Annotated in this window: 20 protein-coding genes and 1 tRNA gene; 13 read left to right on the top strand and 8 right to left on the bottom strand. The window is 56.7% G+C overall.

What is annotated here, in order from left to right:
- Positions 1-9: 9 nt before the first annotated feature.
- Positions 10-1,386: a polysaccharide biosynthesis/export family protein gene (locus ACEWL3_RS09090; protein WP_386180935.1), complete on the top strand. Its 1,377-nt coding sequence runs from the start codon at positions 10-12 to the stop codon at positions 1,384-1,386.
- A 13-nt stretch (positions 1,387-1,399) separates the two neighbouring features.
- Here the strand turns inward: ACEWL3_RS09090 and ACEWL3_RS09085 are convergent, their stop codons facing one another.
- Positions 1,400-2,515: a glycosyltransferase gene (locus ACEWL3_RS09085; protein WP_386180938.1), complete on the bottom strand. Its 1,116-nt coding sequence runs from the start codon at positions 2,513-2,515 to the stop codon at positions 1,400-1,402.
- 578 nt (positions 2,516-3,093) lie between these two features.
- On the opposite strand from ACEWL3_RS09085, the gene ACEWL3_RS09080 reads away from it, so the two are divergent.
- Positions 3,094-3,810, top strand: coding sequence for a sugar transferase (locus ACEWL3_RS09080; protein ID WP_386180941.1), 717 nt, complete (start codon positions 3,094-3,096; stop codon positions 3,808-3,810).
- A gap of 72 nt (positions 3,811-3,882) precedes the next feature.
- Positions 3,883-5,205: a glycosyltransferase family 2 protein gene (locus ACEWL3_RS09075; protein WP_386180944.1), complete on the top strand. Its 1,323-nt coding sequence runs from the start codon at positions 3,883-3,885 to the stop codon at positions 5,203-5,205.
- On the opposite strand, the gene ACEWL3_RS09070 is transcribed toward ACEWL3_RS09075, so the two are convergent.
- The 3 genes from ACEWL3_RS09070 to ACEWL3_RS09060 all read right to left on the bottom strand — a co-directional run bounded on the left by ACEWL3_RS09070 (position 5,206) and on the right by ACEWL3_RS09060 (position 10,028).
- Positions 5,206-6,303: a glycosyltransferase family 2 protein gene (locus ACEWL3_RS09070; RefSeq protein WP_386180946.1), complete on the bottom strand. Its 1,098-nt coding sequence runs from the start codon at positions 6,301-6,303 to the stop codon at positions 5,206-5,208.
- 110 nt (positions 6,304-6,413) lie between these two features.
- Positions 6,414-6,662, bottom strand: a complete 249-nt coding sequence (locus ACEWL3_RS09065; RefSeq protein ID WP_386180949.1) for a hypothetical protein — start codon at positions 6,660-6,662, stop codon at positions 6,414-6,416.
- 231 nt (positions 6,663-6,893) lie between these two features.
- Complete coding sequence (locus ACEWL3_RS09060) at positions 6,894-10,028, bottom strand: glycosyltransferase (RefSeq protein ID WP_386180952.1); 3,135 nt, start codon at positions 10,026-10,028, stop codon at positions 6,894-6,896.
- Positions 10,029-10,447: 419 nt separating this feature from the next.
- Here ACEWL3_RS09060 and ACEWL3_RS09055 point away from each other — a divergent pair, with 419 nt between their 5' ends.
- Both ACEWL3_RS09055 and ACEWL3_RS09050 read left to right on the top strand, forming a co-directional pair.
- Positions 10,448-11,968, top strand: coding sequence for a lipopolysaccharide biosynthesis protein (locus ACEWL3_RS09055; RefSeq protein WP_386180955.1), 1,521 nt, complete (start codon positions 10,448-10,450; stop codon positions 11,966-11,968).
- 76 nt (positions 11,969-12,044) lie between these two features.
- Positions 12,045-12,776, top strand: coding sequence for a sulfotransferase family 2 domain-containing protein (locus ACEWL3_RS09050; protein ID WP_386180958.1), 732 nt, complete (start codon positions 12,045-12,047; stop codon positions 12,774-12,776).
- A 73-nt stretch (positions 12,777-12,849) separates the two neighbouring features.
- On the opposite strand, the gene ACEWL3_RS09045 is transcribed toward ACEWL3_RS09050, so the two are convergent.
- A complete protein-coding gene (locus ACEWL3_RS09045; protein ID WP_386180960.1) occupies positions 12,850-13,065 on the bottom strand; it encodes a hypothetical protein in 216 nt (71 codons plus the stop codon).
- 91 nt (positions 13,066-13,156) lie between these two features.
- Between ACEWL3_RS09045 and ACEWL3_RS09040 the strand changes: the two genes are divergently transcribed.
- The 5 genes from ACEWL3_RS09040 (at position 13,157) to ACEWL3_RS09020 (ending at position 15,892) form a co-directional block, all read left to right on the top strand.
- Positions 13,157-13,284, top strand: a tRNA-Arg gene (locus ACEWL3_RS09040).
- A 60-nt stretch (positions 13,285-13,344) separates the two neighbouring features.
- A complete protein-coding gene (locus ACEWL3_RS09035; RefSeq protein WP_386180963.1) occupies positions 13,345-13,944 on the top strand; it encodes a glycosyltransferase in 600 nt (199 codons plus the stop codon).
- Between the two features lie 33 nt (positions 13,945-13,977).
- Positions 13,978-15,138, top strand: coding sequence for a glycosyltransferase (locus tag ACEWL3_RS09030; RefSeq protein WP_386180966.1), 1,161 nt, complete (start codon positions 13,978-13,980; stop codon positions 15,136-15,138).
- A 272-nt stretch (positions 15,139-15,410) separates the two neighbouring features.
- Complete coding sequence (locus tag ACEWL3_RS09025; RefSeq protein WP_386180969.1) at positions 15,411-15,650, top strand: DUF1127 domain-containing protein; 240 nt, start codon at positions 15,411-15,413, stop codon at positions 15,648-15,650.
- Positions 15,647-15,892 (top strand): hypothetical protein, encoded by a 246-nt coding sequence (locus ACEWL3_RS09020; RefSeq protein ID WP_386180971.1) that lies wholly within the window; start codon positions 15,647-15,649, stop codon positions 15,890-15,892. The genes ACEWL3_RS09025 and ACEWL3_RS09020 overlap by 4 nt, the downstream gene beginning before the upstream one ends.
- Positions 15,893-16,138: 246 nt before the next feature.
- On the opposite strand, the gene ACEWL3_RS09015 is transcribed toward ACEWL3_RS09020, so the two are convergent.
- From ACEWL3_RS09015 to ACEWL3_RS09005, 3 genes are read right to left on the bottom strand one after another with little or no spacing between them, the layout of a single operon-like run.
- A complete protein-coding gene (locus tag ACEWL3_RS09015; RefSeq protein ID WP_386180974.1) occupies positions 16,139-17,302 on the bottom strand; it encodes a Gfo/Idh/MocA family protein in 1,164 nt (387 codons plus the stop codon).
- Positions 17,302-18,357 carry a sugar phosphate isomerase/epimerase family protein gene (locus tag ACEWL3_RS09010; protein ID WP_386180977.1) on the bottom strand — a complete coding sequence of 352 codons (1,056 nt, stop codon included), beginning with the start codon at positions 18,355-18,357 and terminating at the stop codon, positions 17,302-17,304. The genes ACEWL3_RS09015 and ACEWL3_RS09010 overlap by 1 nt, the downstream gene beginning before the upstream one ends.
- Before the next feature lie 51 nt (positions 18,358-18,408).
- Positions 18,409-19,251 carry a sugar phosphate isomerase/epimerase family protein gene (locus ACEWL3_RS09005; protein WP_386180980.1) on the bottom strand — a complete coding sequence of 281 codons (843 nt, stop codon included), beginning with the start codon at positions 19,249-19,251 and terminating at the stop codon, positions 18,409-18,411.
- Between the two features lie 301 nt (positions 19,252-19,552).
- Between ACEWL3_RS09005 and ACEWL3_RS09000 the strand changes: the two genes are divergently transcribed.
- The 3 genes from ACEWL3_RS09000 to ACEWL3_RS08990 are packed head-to-tail and all read left to right on the top strand — an operon-like array spanning position 19,553 to position 22,370.
- The gene (locus ACEWL3_RS09000; RefSeq protein WP_386180983.1) at positions 19,553-20,440 is read left to right on the top strand and encodes a sugar phosphate isomerase/epimerase family protein; all 888 of its coding nucleotides are present in this window, start codon (positions 19,553-19,555) and stop codon (positions 20,438-20,440) included.
- A 60-nt stretch (positions 20,441-20,500) separates the two neighbouring features.
- A complete protein-coding gene (locus tag ACEWL3_RS08995; protein WP_386180986.1) occupies positions 20,501-21,670 on the top strand; it encodes a mandelate racemase/muconate lactonizing enzyme family protein in 1,170 nt (389 codons plus the stop codon).
- A gap of 1 nt (position 21,671) precedes the next feature.
- Positions 21,672-22,370, top strand: a complete 699-nt coding sequence (locus tag ACEWL3_RS08990) for a FadR/GntR family transcriptional regulator (protein ID WP_386180989.1) — start codon at positions 21,672-21,674, stop codon at positions 22,368-22,370.
- The last annotated feature ends 7 nt before the right edge of the window (positions 22,371-22,377 follow it).

Raw genomic sequence — 22,377 nt, 5'->3', positions numbered from 1 at the left:
TTGTCAAAGATGGCTACAGGCATTGGCGTTGTACTGGCGCTTGGCTTGCACCCGGTCTTTCCCACGCAGGCCCTTGCGCAGTCTTCGACCGAAAACGAGATTGCTGCCGTTGAGATCCTCGCGCCACAGCAGACCATTGATATTCGGGTTGGACGCTGGGATCCGATTCAGGAAACCTATACCGCGTGGGAGGCGGTTGGAGGGGCATTCCTGATCAGCAGTTCGGGCACGGTGACGCTGCCATTGATAGGGAACATGCCCGCCGCGGGCATGACACCGGATGAACTGGGCGCAGGCATAGCGCAGCGCGTACAGGAGCGCATGGGATTGAATGACGAAATTCAGGCCATTGTGACCATTACAGAGTTTGCGCCAATCTATGTGATGGGGGATGTGCGGTCGCCGGGTGCCTATCCTTATGCGCCACAAATGACCGTGCTTCAGGCCCTCAGCCTTGCAGGGGGGATTGACCGGGCCAGCCCGGCATTGGTGCGCGGTGAACGCAGTGCACTGAATTCTCTTGGCACCTACCGCGTGATGGAGCTTGAATTGTTGCGACGTCTTGCAACGCTGGCGCGGTTGGAGGCCGAGGAAGCCGGTTCAGAAATGATGCCGCCCAAAGAACTTTTGTCAGCACCGCTTGGCGCTGAATTGATCGCCCAGGAGCAGCGGATTTTGCAGTCGCAGAAATCTGCCTTTGCATCCAGCCTCGCGCAGATAGATGAGCTTGAATCCTTGCTGCAGGAACGGATCAACAGCTTGAGGGTGCAGGCCGATCTGCGTCAACAGCAACTCAAATTGCTGGAGGAAGAACTGGAAAATGCCGCCGGCCTTGTGGAACGCGGCCTGACCACCGTTGCGCGTCAGAGCACCCTGCAACGCGACGTCGCCGATCAGCAGGTCCGGCTTCTTGAAGTCGATACGGCCCGACTGAATGCCGAACAACGGCTAAACGAGACGCGCCGCGACCGATTGAAATTGACGAACGAACGCAGCCGTGAACGGGTGCAGGGGTTGCAGGATCAGCGCGCAGCGATAGGAGAATTGCGTATAAGGATGGAGACCGAGGCCGCCCTTTTTGCAGAAGCGATGCGCACCGGAAACGGGTTGGTTGAGCTTTCGGTCATGTCGCCGCCCCAGTTGCAGGTCACGAGAATGCGTTCTGAAGGACCGACAACCTTTGCCGTGGGTCGGAATGATTTGTTGGAAGGCCGAGATGTCCTTGAAGTTGTGCTGGATGCTCCCAGTCCCAACGACAGCATTCCGGTGCGCAGACTGTCACCTGCGCAAAGCGGCGTCTTAGAGCAGGGAAGCCTGCCGGGGTCGTTGTCGGGCGCTGACAAGACGGACCCAGCCGCAGCCATCGCTGATATCCCGCCGACCTGAAGACATCAACGGATCAGTTGGATGATGGGGCGACCGGAGATCGCAGAATGTCCACAAGTCTGTCGATCTGCCAGTCTGGGACCATTTCTGGCCGTTCAGCATGTGCCAAAGCGGCGCGCGAGGCGGCGGCATATGCCAGTTCATCGTGCCAGAGCGTCCGCACGGCGCTTGCCCAGGCATCCACAGAGGCGTCTCTGTCCAACAGCACCCCGCCGGACCCTACCGCCTCCGGCAATCCGCCGATATTCGAGGCCACCACCGGAATGCCGCTGATCTGCGCTTCGGCAGCGACCCGCCCAAAGGCCTCTTCCCACTGGCTTGGCACCAGAACGAGACGCGCCTGATCATAGACCGTCCGCATGTCGTTTGTAGAGGGCCGCAAAGTGACGTTTGGCAGCGCCGCGATGCTGGCGATCAGATGCGCATCCTGATCCGGGGACAGGTCCCATCCGCGTACGAATACAAAAGGGATGTCAGGACATGCCGCTGCAATCTTTAGCGCGATATCGACACCCTTGTTGGGATGCGGATTGATGAATGTCACATTTTCGCGCGAGGAACTGACACGATATTTTTCGGCCTCGACCATTGGATGGATCACGACCGCTGATATACCATCGGTCTCGGCGAACTTCCGCGCCGTGAAATGCGAGTTCGCAATGAAACCGGTCTTTGTCAGCCCCGCCAGCGATCCACCAAGATCCTGGGTCTCGACGTTGCGCAGATAGATGAAAGTGCGGGTGTCATCGCGGTTAATCGCCTTTGCCAACGGCACCGGAAGGCGGGATTGGAACACAGCCACGTCTGGCTGAAATTCTTGGACGACCCGCGCCGCAACGGTTTCGGCGAACCAGGCGCGGAAGACGGGGTATCCCAGACTGTCATCGCGTACATATCCGCGCCGTGTCAGCTTGAGCAGAAGCCGCCCGCGTATGCCCAGCCAGCCTTCGCCAGTCAGACCGGCCAGCACCGCGACGGTATGACCCCGCGCCCTCAACCGTTTGGCCAATTCATGAGTGCTGGCCTGTGCGCCCCCGTACATCTGCGGCAGATAGGGGTGGGCGCTTCCAAAAAGGATGCGCATCTTCTGGTCTGGGTTGGGGGTGGGCGTGTCTGTCGCCAAACTCATAATATGCCATTCATAAAATAGGTTTCGTGGTCAGGGTCAGACCCAGTGTTCTGCGTACCCGTCCCACCGCACGTCTGCAATGAGCCGTTGCCAAGACCACCGCGCGTGGTGTTGCGCGACGACAAAACCGTAGGATCAAAAAATTGTGCGGATGGTTAATGCTGATAAGCGACAGACACCTTTCTTGAACGGACGCGAATCACCAACAGCGTCAATCTTGCGCCGTCCCAATGCGCTAACGGACTGCGCGAATCTTAACAATCAATCGGCTGATATGTGCATCAATTGGGTTTGAAAACAAAGAAATGCGCGGATTTTGAGCATTGATGTGCGGAATCTAACCGAAAGCCGACCCCTGCATCGGCGGAGCATTGCCTGCCGTAATAATGGCATTTGCATCAGAACCCATTGTCGTACCCTTATTACGGGAACTAATTTGCGATGAAACTGGATGGGGGTTCGGGTGCAATCGCGTGGGGCGTTTTAATCACGCTTCTGCTGCGATGGTCATTGCATTTTTGTACGGTGAGTTCGCGGGCCTGCGATGCCACCTACATGCGAATTGAGGATGGAGTCTGATGAAAACGATACAAACAGAACCCCCCCACGCTAAGGGCACACTGGCGTCAATTGCCCGCCCGCGTCATCTTGTTTGGGCCAATCCGACACATGCAGGTGCCCCTCTGGGCGGTTGGACCAAACGAAGTCTGGACGTTGCGGTCGCATTGATCATGCTTGTCATCTTCTCACCGCTCATCCTGGGGCTGGCGCTTTTGGTCTATCTCACGTCACCGGGTTCAATTTTTTACCGTCATCGCCGTGTAGGATATATGAATCGTTCGTTTTCTTGCGTGAAGTTGCGGACCATGGTGATGAACAGCGAAGAAGTCCTGCAAAGGCATTTGCAGAGATTCCCGGAAGCCCAACGGGAATGGGAAGAGACCTTTAAACTGCGCGAAGATCCTCGGGTCACGCCGGTTGGTCACGTTCTTCGCAAATTCAGTCTTGATGAATTGCCGCAACTCATCAACGTCCTGCGGGGCGATATGAGCCTTGTCGGTCCACGTCCCGTGCCCAACGAAGAATTGCAGCGCTATGGCCGGTCAAGCCGGTTCTATGTCAGGGCGCGGCCCGGCATTACAGGATTGTGGCAGGTGAGCGGTCGCAACAACACGACCTACAACCGCCGCATTGCGTATGATCGGGCGTATGTCACACGGTTCAGCACAGCCGCTGATATCGCCATTCTGGCGCAAACTCTTCCGGCGGCGATGCGCTCCGACGAAACCTCTTAATGCACCCAAAACCTGCACCGCACGTCCGTGCAGTATTTGTAAACGCCGCGAGGCACTTGAATGCACGGTAACATGGAAACCCTCCTCAGTGGCGCAAGGACCGCGCCACCGCCACACCCGGAGCGCATTCAAAGCCCGCCGCTGGTGTCTGTCATCATGTCGAATTTCAATGGCTCAGCCTTTCTTGAGGCCGCCGTTTCCTCGGTCTTGGGGCAGTCACACCAACGGCTCGAACTGATCGTTGTGGACGATGCATCTGAGGATCAAAGTCTGGAAATTCTGCAGCGGTTGGCGGCGTCCGATCCCAGGCTGATCCTGATCGCGCTTGATGCCAACGCAGGTCCTGCAAGAGCCCGAAATGCCGCGCTGAATGCTGCGCAAGGGGAATGGATTGCGATAGTAGATGCGGACGATCTCATTCATCCCCGGCGGATTGAGCGTTTGCTAGCCGCCGCTCAGATGGCGGGCGTCGATATGATTGCGGATGATCTGGTAAGTTTTGGATCCGTTACCGCAGCAGGCCAGACCCTGCTGAAGAATGTGCGGGCTGAGAAGCCGATGCGCATCACCTCTGCTGATTTGATCTACAGTGATACCGTGGGGGCCGGGGAGGGCTCCTTCGGATACCTCAAGCCAATGATAAGTAGCGATGTTCTGGGGCGGCTGCGCTATGACGAAACGCTTCGGATCGGAGAGGACTTTGACCTTTACGCCCGTCTTCTTTTCAGCGGTGCAAACTTTCTGATGCTGACCGATCCGACCTACCTTTACCGGCGACATTCCGGATCAATTTCACATCGGTTATCGGTGCCCACGGTCGAAAGCCTCATTAACGCGCATGACGAAATGGCAAAGCGTGAGCGCGTCAAACGCGCCGATGATACTGATTTGACAGACGCTCTTGCGTATCGCCGCACGCATCTTGTACGGGCGTTGCGCTATCAGCATTTGGTAAAAGCTATAAAGTCACGCAAAGCATTGAAGGCGGCGCTGCAGATCACGCGTCATCCATTCCTGTTGTTCGATCTGGCGGCAAGTCTTGCCGATCGGCTGAGCCGCAGAAGATCCAAAGCGAACCATCGCCCATTGCCTCTGGCACGCACCGTAGTGCTGGCGTCACCGGACCGGATGGCCCTGATCGATGCCCCGCTGGATGCTATTTTGATCCCGGTAGGTCTCGAAAGTGGCACTTCACACCGCGCACTGGCTTCCCGGCTTGCCAAGTTGGCGAGCCAGTCGCCGCTCAGCATCGTTGCAGAAGGCCCGGATGGATTGGACAGTCTGGGGTATGTGCCGGGCTGGCACACGGCACATCTTTTGCTGGATGCAAGCGCAGCCCGCGATGCAATCGTGCCCCCGGATGTCACACTAGAGGTCTTGCCGGACAGGCACTGATCAAGCGTGGTCCATGGGCAAAAGCAGCCTGATCCCTTGTTTCGGTGCTGCCTCACCTGCCATCGCGCTGAGTTTGAGTTTGTCACGCGCAATCTGATGCGCAATTGGCCAAAGCCGGTCGCGGTCCGCAAAGAGATACCTGATTGCGGCCAAGGACCCTTGCGCGCGGCGTAGGTCCAGAAACATCCGATGATCGCGCTTTCGGCGCACCTCGTCCAGATGCGCCTGCATGGCTCGGGCCAGGTCGGGGGGGTGGGTCCCCATTTCAAGATGTGAGTTGAGCTTGGCAGACAGATGTGCCAATTCCTGTGCCCCGTGTTGCGCGCTGAGCGACGTCTGGCGCACGACTGCGGCATATCCCGGACTGCGCGTGAGGGTCAGCCGCGCACCCGCAAGCAGCATTCTGACATAGAGGTCATAATCCTCACCAAGACGCAGCGACGGGTCATAGTGCAGATTATGGTGATTCAGAAACGCGCGGGACATGATGGGTTTCATAAACCCCAACTCGCCGCGGGCGACCCCAGTTTTGCGCAAATTTCCAAGCACAAATTCTGTCGCACTGAGCGGCGCAAAGGTTGGCCGATTTGCTGACCATTTCTGATGCAGGACCTCGTTGAGGTTTTCAGGCGCAACAAAGGCGATGTTATCTGCAACCATTTCGCCCCTGTCGGCGCAAAGCAATCGCCCAAGACGCCCCGGAAGGAACAAATCATCGGAATCCAGAACCGCCACAAAGTCAGAACTCGCGGCCTCGATGGCGCGATTGCGCGCCGCGCCGGGCCCCTGATTTTTATCGAACTGGATCACCCGCACGCGCGGGTCGCGCTGCCCCTCATCTTTGGCGACAGCGGACGTCTTATCGCGCGACGCATCATCCACAACAATGACCTCAGCCGTTTCAGGCTCCGACAGCGCAGACCGAATGGCCCGCGCAAGAGTGTCCTGCGCGTTATACGCTACAATGATGACTGTGACGCTTGGGGTCATAGGTGTCCCGATTGTGAAGCGGGCAAAGGACCCCGCATCCGTGTTCTGGGTAAGGCTAGAGGATGGCGTCGAATTGACCAAGGCTGCAGCGTGGGTCGGACCAAGCATGGGCGTGCTCCCGCCTGCGCGGCGCTGAAATTGCGCGTCCTGCGCCCAGCGGACCTACAGCTAATCCTGATTGGACTGGCGCAACTGCACGGTTGCGATTGTTCGGGGGTTCAGACGTCGTTTTCAGGTGATACCTTGGTCGAGTGCGGCTTGGGTTTGATCCCTTTGCGACGTTGAGTTGATCGTTTTCGATGAAAGGCAAGTATCGCAACAAGAGCCACATAGGCCAGTTGCACGACGATCACGACACCCAAGACAAAGACCAACAGCTTGCCCGTATCAAAACCGGCTGCGAGGCCAAAGACCACCGACGCCACAACAGCAATAATAAAACCAATAACAAAAAACGGAAATCGCATTGCTTCCTCAGTTCCTTTAGCGAGGTCGTAATACCCCCGCATATTCCAACGTTTATAGCGGAGATACTGGCAGCGACCATTGAAATTTGATCACAATTGGGTCTGAATTGCTGACAGCACAGTCCATATTGCGGTGAAGATGCGCGGGATACGGTGAATTCTTTATCTATTCTAAGGCACTACATAGATAATACGTTTTTCGAATGTTTTTGATGTGGCATCAAATGGGCCTTATGCGGATGTCGCGTGATCTGCAGTGCCGGCACCCTGACCGTAGATAATCACGTGCCGAAAGCCGATCAGCGACGCGATTGTGCCAAGATGAAGGGCCCCGCGCAGCAGATTTGCATTGCGCAGCGCGGGAAATGGCGATGCGAGTAGGGCAAATAAGGCGCAATAAACAACCTTGGCGCATGCGATAGGCAGGCGCACCAATCGCCCACACGAACCGTTTTGCCAGCGCAAGAGGCTGCCGTGGGTCTGACCCATTCTGAACCGCCGCTTGAGCAGCCAGGAAAAACGGGCACGAGACTGCGTAACCGGCTCATTAAGCCATGCGTTTGGCGCAAATGCCAATAAGGCCCCGTCCGCAACGGCCTCTTTGAAAAACGCAGTATCTTCACCACCCGAGACGCCGCGGTCCAAATCGAACCTGCGTCCTTTGAGAGGGGCGCTGGCCAGATCCATGATGACGTTGCAGCTGTGTCCGGCGATGGGTCGGCCATTCCGCCCGAGTTCAGGGATCGTATCGTGAATGCGCAGACGTTGCATCCATCCCGGCGTGCCGGGGGGATAGATCGCGCGGACAGGTCCCACCACAACATCCGCATCTCCCTGCGCCAGTCGCGTGACAAGCAAGTTTAGCCAATTGGCGGGCGCAAGCTCGTCGTCATCCATGTACGCAAAAATTGGCAGTTTCTGGCGGTTTGCCTCTTTCAACGCGGCGTTTCGTGCAATCGAAATATTCGCGGCAGGCGCATGGCGATAGACAACCTTATGGCGCGACTGCGCGGCGAACTTGTCCACGATGTCGCGCGCACTGGGCGTTGTGTCATTATCAACCACGATGATCGACAGGCGCAGGCCGTCGGGAAGCACCTGATTTTCAAGGCTGCGCAGCGTGTCGATCAGGGCAGGGCGCTGATATGTACAAACCCCGACCGCCACGTGTTCGGTAAAGTCGGTGACTGGCCTCTGCGTGGAAGGCGATAAGGCAACCGGTGTGGAGGCATTTGGTTTCACAAATAGTTGCCGCCAGAATCCGGCAGACCAGGCAAGATGCATCGCGGCAGCAATTGGTGCGGCGCTCAGCGCAAGCGGATCGCCCCGCGTCAGACTGAGCCTTACTGCGGCAATCAGGCAGGCCGTCAGCCAGATTGCGGCAGGGATACCAAAGACCGGTGACACCGGTGTCAGGGCAACCAGTCCCGCCAGCGGCGCAACTGAGATCATCACGATTTGGCGCAGCCGTGGCATGATGCGGTGTTTTAGGGTTGTCCGGGCCCGTCCGCGACCAAACTGGAAATACTGCCGGACTAGGGCGGCGATGGTTTTGCGCGGGACATAGTCAAGATGGGTTTCGGATGTCAGCCAGATCCGGCAACCGGCCCGTGCCAACCGCAGGTCAAGCTCCGCATCTTCGTTATGTGAAAAACTGCTGTCATAGCCCCCCACGGATCGGAAGGCATCCAGGCGCATCAGCGCGTGATGGCCATGGTCAACGAACCTTCCTGCCGTTCCAGAGCGATGGGCCGATCCGCCGTTGCCCAGACGCGAATTCTGCGTCAGAGCGATGGCGCGCTGCATCGGTGTTGATCCGACCGCGGTCATTGCAACAACGACACTTCCTGCGCCTGTTCGACCGGCTTCTGTGAGCAAAACATCCACGTAATCTTTGGGATAGTCTGAATGGGCATCCATACGAACCAGCCATTCAAAGCCGGCGCCAAAGGTGGTGACGGCAAGGTTGATGCCCGCACTTTGAAGGCGAGCCGGGTTGTTCAGCAGCAAGATATCAAATTGCGAGAGCGCGCTGATCCGTTCTTTGACGATATCGGGTGTGCCGTCGCTCGAACCACCGTCTACCACCACCATGCGCGTTGGTGCTGCGTCTTTCTGCCTCCGCGCCAGAAAGGGGGCAAGGCCAGTAATAACCTGCCCGATATGGGCCGCCTCGTTCAGCGTTGGCACCACAATCAGAATGCCGTTTTGATCCAGTTGATGATGGTGCTGCTGTCTGTTCGGTGCGATGCGGTTGACCAGCGCCTGTGCGTCCTGTTTGCTGACCACCCAAGTCTGTGGCGCAATGGCGATCTGAGCCTGCCGCAGGCGATTTATGGCAAGGGGATCAATCACGTCCAGCGCATCTAGAACGGTCGCCACGTTTGCTTTCTCAAGTATGAGTCCAATCCCAAGTTCGCGCAGACGTGTTGCGATTTCAGTGCCGTCAAGCGCGATCGGGGGCACCTGGTTCATCCCGCTTTCGTACAGCCGATTTGGCAAAAGCCAGTTGGAATTGCTGCCAGTGTCGTATTGATCAACGAGCCAGGCAAGATCGACCTCACCGTACATCCCGGCCAGATCGTTGGGATAGGTATAGGCCCCCCCAAATGACATATCGGGATTGGCGTCGATGATCGTGTGGAAGTCTGGCAACGCGTCGAGCGCTGGTCGGCCGCGCAGCGTGATCCGGTATCGGCCCGGGCGCGCACGTGTCAGCCGGTCAAGGCAATCGAGCGAAAAGGGGCATCTTAGAATACCGAACCAGCCAATGCGCAACGGCCTCGATGGCGCGAAGTCGCTTGGCTTGTGTCCTGTCTCGGCACTTGACGCGCTTGTCAGCAATACCTTGTTTTCAACAAGCAGAGCGGAGGCAGTGCATTGCCCATACGCTTCGAAATACGCCCGCAGAAAAGCAGGGGAAGACACGATGAGATGATCAATCCGCTCACACAGGCGACGCTCGATCCAGCGCAGGCTGCGGGCTTTCCACGTCTGCCCGATCAACAGCCGGTGTATATCAAGGACCTCATAGACCAGCGAAATTCGTGTGTTGTTTTGCAGGCGGCGGTGCAGCGGCACGGCCAGTGCAAGCATCTCAAGGTTCCGGCAAAGGATGACATCAGGACGCGGCAGATCCGCGAAGGTCGCATGCAGCCTTAGTCGTTGTCGCAGGATCGCCAGGACGCGCTGCCCCATTCTGGCATTGTGGGTCTGTCCCAACACCTGCGCAGGTTCGGGCAGGGCACCGGACCCGCGCCGGAAACCGGCAAGTGTGACCTCAGCCCCGCCGAGCCGCAGCATTTCAACTCGGCGCCAGATGGCAGGGTCATCAAGATCGTGCGCCAGATAAAGGATACGCATCATCGATGCCGCAAGCCTGCTTTGCGCCTGACAATCGAACTGACTATTTCTTCATTGTATGTCTTCATTGACCAAACCATTCTTTCGTAGCCAGAATTGTGTGTCGGCCAATGCCAAATCTTGAGCTTTGGGAGTGCGTAAGTCAGCCGATTTTGTCCATAGAATGAGCAAGAATCCCTCCATCAGGTTGATATAACCGTAGGTTGCAATATAATGCTGCAAAACTATACCCTCGATCTGCTTTGCGTGGATTCGCTGGCGGACTTTCGCTGTGCAATTTTGTCTCAGCTGTTCGTTTGGTGGATGCCACGTTGGCGGGAAATTGCTGAAAAAGATGCTGCGTGTGCAAAGGGCGGGCGTACAGCTGTGCGTTGTGTTCATGTCCTTCCATCGGCACAAGGCCGGAACAACGCAGAGAACGCATGAACCAGCGCGAACCCCAAGAGATCGTCGAAACCGTCGCCCACGAGAGCTATGGCAGCACCGTTGTGCGGGGCAGCCTGTTTACCGCCATTAGTCAGGGGGTGATGGTTGGCTGTCAGATCGGATCGGTCATCATCCTGTCGCGGCTGTTGACGGCAACCGATTTTGGTCTGATCGCGATGATTGGGCCGGTCATCGCGTTTCTGTCGATGTTCAAGGAAATGGGCCTGCTGCAGGCTGTCATACAGAAAAAAACGCTGACCTACGGACAACTTAACGCGTTGTTCTGGATCAACATCGGTCTTAGCCTCGCCTTGACGGTCCTTCTGATCATGATGGCACCCCTGATTGCGCGGTTCTATGACGAGCCGGATTTGACTTGGCTTATCCGTATCATGGCCCTGAACATGACCATCACAGCGCTGGGCGCACAGCATTTTGCGCTTCTTAACCGCCAGATGGTTTTTGGACGGATCGCGATAAATGCAAGCGTTGTGGCCATTTGTACGCTTTCGGTGTCAATCCTGTGGGCACTGGTATCGCCGACGCCTTGGGCCCTTGTTGCGGGTACCGTTGCGGGCGGCGTAATTGGCACGGCGATGGTCTGGGTCTGGGTGCCGTGGGTGCCGTCACGCCCCGCAATGGCACCCGGCACCGCCGATCTGGTCGGCTTCGGCGCAGGCGTTACAGGTTTCAAGCTGGCGAATTTCTTTTCACGAAATCTCGACAATGTTCTGATTGGCCGGGTCTGGGGCAGCTCGGCACTGGGGTTTTACGACCGCGCCTATAAACTGCTGCTTTTTCCGCTGAATCGTGTGGCACAACCGCTGTCGCAGGTGATGGTGCCGGTCCTGTCGCGGATGCAGGACGAACCGCATCGGTACGCCCATGCTTTTTTCCGCGTCTTCGGGCTGATGCAGCTTGCAATCCTGCCGGGTGTTGCCGCGATGACCGGACTGGCAGACACCGCTGTTCCTTTTCTGTTGGGCGCACAATGGGCGGACAGCGCACCGATTTTCGCGGCACTTGGGATTGCAGGTCTGGCACAACCTCTGGCGAACCCGACGGGTTGGCTTTTTGTCAGCCAAGGACGCACAACCGAAATGGCCTGGTGGGGCCTCGCTTCTGCGGTGGTCACCTGCGCGGCCTTTGGCTGGGGCGTGCAGTTCGGCGTTCTGGAGCTTGCGATGGCCTATGCAGCGGTCACGATAGTGAAGCTCGTTCCGCTTTGGCTTCTTGTTACCAGAAAAGGACCAATCAGGCAGGGCAGCATCCGCAAACGCATCCTGCCCGTTTTTTGTGCAGGGCTTGTTGCCTACGCGTCCATTCTGTTCCTGCGGGACAGTCTGCCCGACCCAGCTTTGCTGAAACTACTGGGTGGAGTCCTGCTTTGTTATGCCGTTTTTGCGGGCTGTCTGACGCTGAGCCCGTTTGGCCGCGAAATCCTAATAGATGTGAAGATGCTCCTCATTAAGGCAGTTAGAAAAATCCGCCAACGCACAACAAAGAGCGTCATATGATCCGTTACGCAAAATACAGAGCCGCGCGCCCGCGCACGCATGCCTGCTGCGGAAATCCCGAGGTGGAGGCATGCGAATGGGCCGTTTGAGAGACATCAAAACCATGCTTGGCTGGCAATTTGCGCCCGCCAGAATGATTGAGGCGTCACACCCCAAGGCCGATCCGGCGCTTGACGATGTTTACATGAAACGCGGTCTTATTCTGATCCACATACCAAAGAACGCTGGTACCTCAGTTGAGGATGCGCTTTTTGATTACCGCGTGCGCCATCGGACCTGGCAGGAGATCAGGGACAACTGCCCGATGGCGTGGGCAGCGCTTCCCAAACTCGCAATCTTGCGTGATCCGGTGGACCGGTTTCTATCGGCCTATGATTTTTTGAACTCAGGTGGTCGCAATGAGATGGACCGCAGTTTTGGTGCGCGCATGATTGGACAAAAACCAATCGAGATCTTTCTTGAAAAGTTTTCGTCGAATAATAGATTTCGGAACACGACCATGGGGTATTTTCATTTCCGCAGGCAGTCTGATTTCATCTGTGACGGAGAGGATGTTATGGTTGATCATCTGATCCCGTTTCATTTGATGGCCGAAGGTCTGGTCAGAATAGCCGGAATACGGCCGCAAGCTTTGGCGCATGCGAATAAGACAACGGGTAAGCGCACGCAGAGATCTGATCTGCCGCAGGCATCTATCGACCAGATCAATCGATTTTACGCGGCAGATGTGGCTCTGTTCGCGAAAGCCTGCGACGTCTGGGATACCGTGGACGGGTTGCACACCAGAGACCGCGGGGCCCTCGGATAATGAAATTGTTTACCAATCTGAGCATCACCAACACGTCACATCGCGCAGTCAGACTGCGCCAATTTCCAAGGGTCTAAACATGCGTATTCTTTTTGCAGGTGGAAATGGCTGGTTGCCCGAAGCCAGCGGAGGCACCCAGAACAGCACGGATCACCTGATCCGCCAGAGCATTGCGCAGGGTCACGATTGCGCCGTCTATTGCGGGTTTTCCGGTCGTGGGATGTTTGGTTTTCGGATGCGTGCGCAGCGCAAGATGACGGGCCGGCTGTTCAGTGTGGACCGCACTCAAGGCTATGAGGTCATGCGCACGTGGGAACCCCTTGACGAAGTGCGGATCGCTTCGGCGGTACAGCGCTTCCAACCCGATGTTGTGGTCATCCAGACCCGTGGCTCAGCTGGTTTGGGGCACAAGTTTGCGAAACTTGGTGTGCCGGTCGTGCTGTATTTGCGCAATGTCGAATTTGAAGAGAACGAAGGGGATGTCAGCACAATTCCGGGCGCGCGTTTTATCGCCAATTCCGATTTTACGGCCCAAACCTATCATAAGACCTATGGCATTGATTGTACGGTGATCACGCCGACAATCGACTTCGATAAATACAGGTGCGAAACCACAAAAGAGTTTGCGACGCTTATCAATATTCATCCCAAAAAGGGCTATGCGGTGGCGCGCGACATGGCGCGTGCCTGTCCGGACATTCCGTTCCTTTTTGTGGAGGCCTGGACCCTGTGGGAAGGCCTGTTCAAAGAGGTCATGGCTGAATTGGACACCTTGCCAAATGTGACCTTCATGCGCCGTACATCGGATATGTCGACGATCTATGGGCGCACGAAAATTTTGCTGGCACCGAGCCAATGGGAAGAAGCCTGGGGGCGCGTCGCCTCAGAGGCGCATTGCAGTGGTATTCCGGTGATTGGCTCTGACCGGGGCGGGCTGGGACAGGCGATCGGGCCGGGCGGCATCGTTCTTGCCCATGACGCGCCGATTGAAGAATGGGTTGCAGCCCTCAGGACGCTGTGGTCCGACAATGCCGCCTATGAAGAGCTGTCGGAACGCGCAGTTGCCTATGCTAAACGTCCCGAGCTTGATTTCCATCGGCAACATGAGACGTTCATGTCCGTACTTCAAAGAGCTGTGCAACAACCGGACGTGCGCAGCCGTGCGTGATGCCTGTGTCCGAGGTCAGCACGGAGGCGGCTTTTGAAAATATGTTTTAGCGTCTCAAGCTTTCCGGCCATCTCGCAAACTTTTGTCACCTCGCAAGTCCTTTATGCCGTGCGGATGGGATATGAAGTGACGGTTGCCTGCAAGGTCTTTGATCCAGACACCCCTCTGTCACCCGACGCGCGCGACCTGCTTGACCGGGTGCGTATTGTTGTCTGGCCGCCGCAAAAACCATCCATTCTGCGGACGTTGCCAACCGCCCTTTTTGACCGCCTGGTCGCACGGCTGGATCGTTTGGCCTGGCGACGGCAGATCGACAGCGAAGTGGTCATTGCGCATTTCGGCTATCGCGGTGCGGCGGTGGCGCGGGCGCAACGCGGATGGGCCAACCGCCCGCTTTTGGTGACCGTTTTCCATGGCCGTGATGTCAGCGTGGAATACCAGCGAAATAAAATGGCGCGGTACCGTGATCTGTTTGCCGACGGGGATCTGCATCTGACGGTCAATGCGCCCTTCGCCAGGCACCTGATCGACTGCGGAGCACCAGCAGACAGGGTCGACACGCACCACCTTGGTATCCCGGTCGAGCACTATGACTTTGCACCGCCCGCGACAGGTAAATCGCTGCTTCTCTTGAGTGTCAGCAGGCTGGTCGAAAAGAAGGGGATCAATGTGGCCATCGACGCGCTTGCATTGCTTCGCGACAGCCATCCCGAAATCGACTGGCGTTATGATATCGGGGGTGACGGCCCGCTGGAAACGGAACTGCGGGAGCAGGTGGAGCAAGCGGGGCTTCAGGACCGTATCCGTTTCTTGGGGGTTTTGTCGCATGAAGATACCCTCAACCGGATATCACGTGCTGATTTGCTGCTTGTGCCCAGCGTCATCGCGCATGACGGAGATAAAGAGGGTATTCCCGTCACGTTGATGGAGGCGATGGCACTTGGCACGCCGGTATGTACTACGCGCCATTCTGGCATACCGGAGCTTGTGACCCATGGCGAAACCGGATTGCTGACAGAGGAGCATGACGCAAAGGGATTGCGTGACAATATTTTGGCGCTTGCACTTGATACCGATAAAGCGATGGTGTTGGCGACAGCGGCGCGACGCAAGATTGAACGCGATTTCAACGAAGAACGTCAAAACGCGCAGTTGCTGGAGCGCTGTCAGATGCTGAGCAAAGCCATATTGTAATGTTATCGCTTTTATCCGAGTCATAATTAATACTCGGGTTCCGTTTGTATGGCATTCGCCCGCTTCCTACTTCGCAAATCCATTGACTTGTGTTGGCACTCTACGCACCCGGCAATCGCTGCGCCGCAGTGTGGGGCGATATTTCCGTTTCTGCCTTTCCGTTACGACATAGCCCCTATGCATTTTTTGCGGGTTGGAAGCTGATGTTGTTAGCGCTATCTCTGCAGTGCGGCATAAATACTGCGCCGCAGCAACAAGAAAGGAAATACACCATGTCAATGGTAGCTTCCCAGAACAGAATGTGGTCAAAGACCACCCCCGGCAGCCTAAAAGCGTATTTTGCTGACCTGATAACTGGGGCCAAAGTCGCGAAAGCACGCCGCGCCAGATACCGTGAAACCTATTCCGAGTTGAGCGCGCTGTCCGACCGGGACCTTGCCGACATCGGAATTGCCCGGTCGTTCATCAGGCGCCTTGCTATCGAAGAAAGCATGAAGGTTACAAGCGCATGACCGACACCGTCAACATCTTGCCCCGATCCGCCCGGCGGACCGCATTATTGCCGAGCACACTTGTGCAGAGCATCGCGGGTTTGACGATCAGGATCGGCAAAAGCGTTGGCCGGTTTGGAAAAGTCCTGCAGGTCAGCAGAATGGAGTCCGTTTTGCGCGCGATGAGTGACAGTGAGCTTGACGCCATCGGCGTTGAACGCCGCGATATCACGCAACATGCGCACTATTTAATCGGCTGCTGATCGGGCAAATTTGAATCTGGGGCGAGAAACAAAAGAAGGTTCTGCCCCACTCGAAACTCAGTGTCCAACCCAACGCGGACTTGCGCTGACAGGCCCCGGGTCCTCGCTCCTCCCAGAGTGTTCCGGGTGCTAAAAATTAACGGTCATTCCTCTCAGGAACCCGATATGATCAGGGCTGGCATCCTCACCTCCCCCCAAGGATGCCGGCCCCTTTTCCAATCAAAAATTATGCTGTCAGATCAGGGGTTAGTCCGCGACCTTGACCCAAGCCGCATTACGCGCACTTGAGCGTTGGCAGGCGTCGATAAAGGCTACCCCCCTAAGTCCGTCCTGCACCGTTGGAAAGAGTACGTCAGCCGGCACATCATTGCCTTCCCGGTGTGCGGTAATGGCATTTGCAGCCTCGGTATAGATGTTCGCGAACCCTTCAAGATACCCTTCGGGATGGCCCGGCGGCACGCGGGTTACACGGCCCGCCGCACCGTCCGACCCGGCACCACCGCGCGTGATCAGGCGTCTGGGGGCACCGAACGGCGTGTGCCAAAGTTGATTGGGGTTTTCCTGGGCCCATTCAAGCCCACCCTTGGAGCCGTAAATCCGTAACTTGAGCGCATTTTCATTGCCGGGGGCGACCTGCGAAGACCACAACATGCCCTTTGCGCCCCCGTTCCAACGCAGCATGACATGGCAATTGTCATCAACGCGGCGGCCCTCTACAAATGTGTGCATATCAGCGGCCAGTTCAGTCACATCCAGACCTGAGACAAAACAGGCGAGGTTATAGGCGTGTACGCCAATGTCGCCGATGCAACCCGCCCCTGACTGATCCGGGTCCGTGCGCCACTGCGCTTGTTTGTTCTGTTCGTCTTCGGTCAGCCAATCCTGAGCATATTCGGCCTGAACCATGCGAATGTTGCCCAGATCGCCATTCGCCACCATCTCGCGGGCCTGACGGGCCATGGGATAGCCGGTGTAATTATGCGTCAGAACGAACAACGCCTCAGACTTTTCCGCCGCTTTCACCAGCTTGCGGGCATCGGCAAGGGTTGAGGTCAGTGGTTTGTCACAGATCACGTGAATGCCGCGTTTCAGAAACTCGCGGGCCGCCGGGTAATGCAGGTGATTTGGCGTGACGATGGCCACCGCGTCGATCCCGTTTTTCAGGCGGGCCTCACGTTTGGCCATCTCGATATAATCCCCGTAGGCACGATCATCCGCAATGCCCAGATCAGCGGCACTGGCACGTGATTTTTCGGGGGTCGAGCTGAATGCGCCCGCGACCAATTCGAAACGGTCGTCGATGCGGCTGGCGATGCGGTGTACCCCGCCGATAAAGGCATCGCGCCCGCCGCCCACCATGCCAAGCCGGATGCGGCCCGTGTTTTGATCGGATTTTCCAGTGATCGCCATCAGCCCAGCCCCAGCATTTTACGGTTTGCCCCTGCATCTGCACCGTCTTGGGTGAAGTCGTCAAACGCCTTTTCAGTCACCCGGATGATGTGATCCTTGACAAATTCCGCGCCTTCGATTGCGCCATCTTCGGGATGTTTGATCGCGCATTCCCATTCGACCACGGCCCAGCCATCAAAATTGTTGGTGGCCATTTTGGAGAAAATTGAGGCGAAATCAACCTGACCATCGCCCAGTGACCGGAACCGCCCGGCGCGGTTTTCCCAGGATTGAAAGCCGCCGTACACACCTTTGCGGCCCGTTGGATTGAATTCTGCATCCTTGACATGGAACATGCGGATGCGGTCCTTGTAGATGTCGATGTTGTCAAGGTAATCAAGGCATTGCAGCACAAAGTGCGACGGATCATACAACATATTGCACCGCGCGTGCCCGTTCAGACGCTCAAGAAACATCTCAAACGTGTCGCCATCATGCAGGTCTTCACCGGGATGAATTTCATAACAGACATCGACGCCGTGTTCTTCAGCGTGCTCCATGATCGGCCGCCAGCGGTTGGCCAGTTCATCAAAGGCTTCGTCAACCAGCCCCGCAGGGCGCTGTGGCCAGGGGTACATATAGGGCCAGCACAAAGCGCCCGAAAACGTGACCGTCCGATCAATCCCAAGGTTGCGCGAGGCGGTGATGGATTTCATCACCTGATCCACGGCCCATTCCTGACGGGCCTTGGGATTGCCGCGCACCTCTGGGGCTGCAAAGTTGTCAAATGCGGTGTCATAGGCGGGGTGCACCGCCACCAGTTGGCCTTGCAGATGCGTCGACAGATCGGTGATCTCAACACCGTTTTCACGGGCCTGGCCCGCCACCGTGTCACAGTAATCCTTGCTTTCCGCCGCCTTGGTCAGGTCAAAGATGCGCCCATCCCATGATGGAATTTCGACGCCTTTGTAGCCCCAGTCAGCAGCCTGTTTGGTGATGCTTTCCCAGCTGTTGAATGGTGCCTCATCGCCCGCGAACTGTGCCAGAAACAGGCCTGGCCCTTTGATGGTTTTCATGATGTTCCTCCCAGTTAGACTTGTCTGTTGATGTCGAAATCAGTTGGGCGCTTAACACCCGGCGGCAGCCAGACAAGCGCGGATGTGGGCATGGCCGTCGCGGTAAACGGCCTCGGGGCTTTCGGCAAAATCGCGCCAGACCTTCGTTGCAGCAGCAAGATCCGGCAGGCCCCGCCCGAATGCCTCAATTGTCAGCCATTCGTCATAGCCTGTCTGTTTGATCGCCTCAAAGGTGCCTGCCCACGGAATGTTGCCGCGTCCCGGCACGCCGCGGTCATTTTCAGAGATGTGGATATGCTGGACGACGTCGCTGTTGCGGATCAATGCCCCGATGGGGTCGGCCTCTTCTATGTTGGCGTGAAAAGTGTCGTACATGGCCCGGATATTTGGGTGATCAATGGTCCTGACGTGTTGGGCCAAAGCGTCCATTGTGTTTAGCAGATAACATTCGAACCTGTTCAGCGCCTCAAGGCAGATCGTGACGCCATGATCCGCGGCAATCGCACCGATCTTGCGCTGACAGTCGATCGAATGGCCTATTTCGGCTTCAGTTGGCCCAGCCCCCGAAAAATGACCAAGCGTGGAATGCAGCGGGCCACTCACCCGATCCGCACCCAGCGCCTGCGTACACTCGAGAACCCATTTCATGTGATCAATCCCAGCGGTCCGCGTCGCCTGATCCGGGGCAATCAGGTTTTGCGCAGGATCACCGATGGCGGCCACGGCCGTGCGGTCCAACCCAAGATCATCCAGCATGCGCCCGATGGCGGCAAAATCGGCAGGTGACCCTTCAAAAACGGGGATCTCGACGCCGTCAAACCCGGTTCTGCGTATATCAGACAAAAGATCTGCATGTTCCGGACCGATATGTGTCGTCCACAGAAACATACACATTCCGATTCTCACCGCACATCCCCCTTCAGTTTCAAACATTCTAAATCTGGTCGTACCAAATTATTCCAATTTCCTGACTTCGCAGCGATGTATTGATGGGCAAGGTCAGGTTAAGAAATCAATAATACACTTCAGGATATAGAAATAATCAATATTTGAAACGAAAAAATCTTGAAAGCGCCCACTTGACCAAATTTTATCCAAAGTGCTAACTGGTCGAACCACATTGGCCGGTTCAGGTCTTTTGCGGACGCATGAAGGCCAAAGGCCTGCAGACACATTCCACTGGGAGGGGAACCAAATGCATCTTTCGACACACAACTGGATGCGGGCAGAGCCGTTGGAAACGACAGTGCGCCGGATTAAACAGTATGGCTATGAAAGTATTGAGATTTCTGGAGAGCCCGAACAATACGACACCAAAGAAACGCTGGCGATGCTGAAGGAAAACGGCATGCGATGCTGGGGCGCTGTGACATTGACGCTGGGCGAACGGAACCTGGCGGCAAAGGATCAAGGCCAGCGTGAGCGGTCGGTCGATTATGTCAAAAGTGTTTTGACCATGGTGAGTGAGCTGGAAGGCGAGATTGTCACACTTGTTCCGGCGACCGTGGGCAAGGTGGTGCCAGACGGAACACCCGAAGAAGAATGGAGCTGGGTGGTGGACGCGACCATAGAGTGTTTTCACCACGCCCAGAAGGTCGGTGTTAAGATTGCCGTCGAACCATTGAACAGATTTGAAACCTATCTCTTCAACCGCTGCGCTCAGGCGCTGGCGCTGGCCGATGCGGTCAGCCCGGAAGTTGGTGTCTGTCTTGACGCCTTTCACCTCAACATTGAGGAAGACAACATTTACGACGCCATCCGGCTTGCAGGGGATCGACTGTTTGATTTTCACGTCGCGGACAACAACCGATTTGCAGCAGGGCTGGGCCATTTGGATTGGGCCAAAATCATCGGCACGCTCAAAGAGATCGGCTATGACGGGGCGGTGACGAACGAGTTTGTGGCCCCCGTTGATCGGACGCCGGCTGCACCCTATCCGGACATGGTCGACACCAACCCTGTCGACATCTCGCCCGAACAGCTCAAGTTCATTCAGGATCACGGGTCGAGCGTTCTGACCGAAAGTTTCTATGCCCGGCAGATGGAGATCACTGCAGAAACCATTTTGCCGCTGATCAGATAGATGTCGACATTCCCTTGGGTGCAGGTACTCCCACTGCGCCTGAGGGAACGAGGAGTTGCGATGAAGATTACTTCGGCTCAGGCGTGGTGGGTGCAAATCCCGATCGAAGCGGACAAGCAGCATGTCAGCGATTTTGGCAGGTTGCGCACCTTCGACTCCGCGATCCTGCGGCTTGAAACGGACGATGGACTGGTGGGGTGGGGCGAAGGCAAGAATGCCGCAGGCTCCGCTGGCGACTACGGCACGTTGGTGCATTTGCTGAACACTGAATTCGGGCAAAGATTGATCGGCAGGGATCCCGCCGATGTGACTTATATTTGGGAAGATTTCTATAATGGCGTGCGCGCGGGCAAAGCACGTAAAGCCGGTCATGTGATGCCTGACCTGGCGCGGCGCGGGCTGACGGTTGCCGCAATCAGCGCTATCGACATTGCGCTGTGGGACATTCTGGGCAAGGCAGATGGCAAGCCGGTCTGGCGGTTGCTGGGCGGGGCTAAATCGGACCGCCTTCGGGCTTACGCATCCGGTGGTTGGGCGGACAAAGACAACATTGGTGCGCAATTGCAAAGCTATGTCGACACTGGCGGGTTTAACGGCGTGAAGATGCGCGTGGGGGCGATGGACGGCACGCCGCACAGGTCTGCAGAACGGGTGATCGCCGCCCGCAATGCCCTGGGGCCGGACGTGGAACTGATGGTGGATGCGCACGGCACCTATACCGTCTCGGATGCAAAGCGATTTGCCTATCTCGTGCGCGATTGTGATCTGGCATGGTTTGAGGAACCAGTGACCGGCGATGACAAGATTGGCATGGCAGAAGTGCGCGCCGCCAGTCACATGCCAATCTCAGCTGGCGAATCCGAGGCAACGCGCTTTGACTTTCGCGATCTGATCGTGGGGCGATGCGTTGATATCCTGCAACCTGACCCGGCCTGTTGCGGCGGCATCACCGAGGCGATGCGCATCGGTACACTTGCCTCAAGCTTTAATTTGCGTCTGGCACCACATTTATGGGCCGGGGCACCGTGCTTCTTTGCCGGTCTGCACGTCTGTGCCGCATCCCCCGCCAGCTTTATGGTTGAATTTTCACTGGGGGCCAATCCGATGATCCATAATCTGTCCAACGACCCGGTCACGGTTGTGGACGGTATGGTTGCAATCCCGCAGACGCCCGGTATAGGGCTGGATATGAATGAGGCCGTGATCGAGAAATTTGCCAAAAAAGGATAACATGCAGGAAAAAGAATTCCTCCCGACGCTGGCCTCGCATCTGATCGCAGTGGCCGAGGCCAATTCGGGTAAAGCACCGTCAGAGCGCGAACTGGCCGAGCATTTTACCGTAAGCCGGGGGCAGGTGCGCGAGGCGCTGGCGATCCTTGAGGCAATGCAAGTGATTGAGCGGCGTGCGAAATCCGGAATTTACCTGTGTAAGGAACGGCGTGGCATCGAACAGCTTGCGTTTTTTGCACGTGCGGGTTTGCCGCTTGATCCGCGCCAGATTTACGAAGCCGTCGAGGTCCGCAAAATTCACGAGATCAAAGCCGCTGAACTGGCGGCGGAGCGGGCAACGGAAGAAAACTTTGCCCGACTGGAGGTTATACTGGACGCGTCAGAAAAACGAATTGCCGCAGGCGAGGGCCTGTCTCAGCTTGATCATGATTTCCACCTTGAGATTGTGCGCGCGACACAAAACGAAGTATTCTATAATCTGTGCACGACCTTTTATGTCCTGAGCGAAAACCGCCTGCCGATCTATTTTCAGAACGCTAATCGCAACCGCCAGTCCCACGGCGAACACCAACAGATTTATGAGGCCCTGCGCCGTCGCGACGGGGCTTTGTCGATGGCCCTGATGAACTCGCATCTGCGTGGTGCGATGAGCTATTGGTCCGAGCTTCTTGAAGCCAACGATGGGGAAACGTTGCAGTAACGGAGGC

Source organism: Sulfitobacter sediminivivens (assembly GCF_042611115.2).
Taxonomy (GTDB): Bacteria; Pseudomonadota; Alphaproteobacteria; order Rhodobacterales; family Rhodobacteraceae; genus Sulfitobacter; species Sulfitobacter sediminivivens.
The sequence above is the reverse complement of the archived record's forward strand: the minus strand, read 5'-3'. Positions and strand labels throughout refer to the sequence as shown.

Bases quoted from the DNA above. Each gene is read 5' to 3' on its own strand.
- ACEWL3_RS09000 (WP_386180983.1), top strand. From the start codon at position 19,553: ATGCATCTTTCGACACACAACTGGATGCGGGCAGAGCCGTTGGAAACG.
- ACEWL3_RS09065 (WP_386180949.1), bottom strand. From the start codon at position 6,662: ATGCGATTTCCGTTTTTTGTTATTGGTTTTATTATTGCTGTTGTGGCG.
- ACEWL3_RS09050 (WP_386180958.1), top strand. From the start codon at position 12,045: ATGGGCCGTTTGAGAGACATCAAAACCATGCTTGGCTGGCAATTTGCG.
- ACEWL3_RS09060 (WP_386180952.1), bottom strand. From the start codon at position 10,028: ATGATGCGTATCCTTTATCTGGCGCACGATCTTGATGACCCTGCCATC.
- ACEWL3_RS09010 (WP_386180977.1), bottom strand. From the start codon at position 18,357: ATGAAAACCATCAAAGGGCCAGGCCTGTTTCTGGCACAGTTCGCGGGC.
- ACEWL3_RS09055 (WP_386180955.1), top strand. From the start codon at position 10,448: ATGAACCAGCGCGAACCCCAAGAGATCGTCGAAACCGTCGCCCACGAG.
- ACEWL3_RS09085 (WP_386180938.1), bottom strand. From the start codon at position 2,515: ATGAGTTTGGCGACAGACACGCCCACCCCCAACCCAGACCAGAAGATG.
- ACEWL3_RS09025 (WP_386180969.1), top strand. From the start codon at position 15,411: ATGTCAATGGTAGCTTCCCAGAACAGAATGTGGTCAAAGACCACCCCC.
- ACEWL3_RS08990 (WP_386180989.1), top strand. From the start codon at position 21,672: ATGCAGGAAAAAGAATTCCTCCCGACGCTGGCCTCGCATCTGATCGCA.
- ACEWL3_RS09070 (WP_386180946.1), bottom strand. From the start codon at position 6,303: ATGCTTGGTCCGACCCACGCTGCAGCCTTGGTCAATTCGACGCCATCC.
- ACEWL3_RS09020 (WP_386180971.1), top strand. From the start codon at position 15,647: ATGACCGACACCGTCAACATCTTGCCCCGATCCGCCCGGCGGACCGCA.
- ACEWL3_RS08995 (WP_386180986.1), top strand. From the start codon at position 20,501: ATGAAGATTACTTCGGCTCAGGCGTGGTGGGTGCAAATCCCGATCGAA.
- ACEWL3_RS09015 (WP_386180974.1), bottom strand. From the start codon at position 17,302: ATGGCGATCACTGGAAAATCCGATCAAAACACGGGCCGCATCCGGCTT.
- ACEWL3_RS09075 (WP_386180944.1), top strand. From the start codon at position 3,883: ATGGAAACCCTCCTCAGTGGCGCAAGGACCGCGCCACCGCCACACCCG.
- ACEWL3_RS09080 (WP_386180941.1), top strand. From the start codon at position 3,094: ATGAAAACGATACAAACAGAACCCCCCCACGCTAAGGGCACACTGGCG.
- ACEWL3_RS09005 (WP_386180980.1), bottom strand. From the start codon at position 19,251: ATGTGTATGTTTCTGTGGACGACACATATCGGTCCGGAACATGCAGAT.
- ACEWL3_RS09090 (WP_386180935.1), top strand. From the start codon at position 10: ATGGCTACAGGCATTGGCGTTGTACTGGCGCTTGGCTTGCACCCGGTC.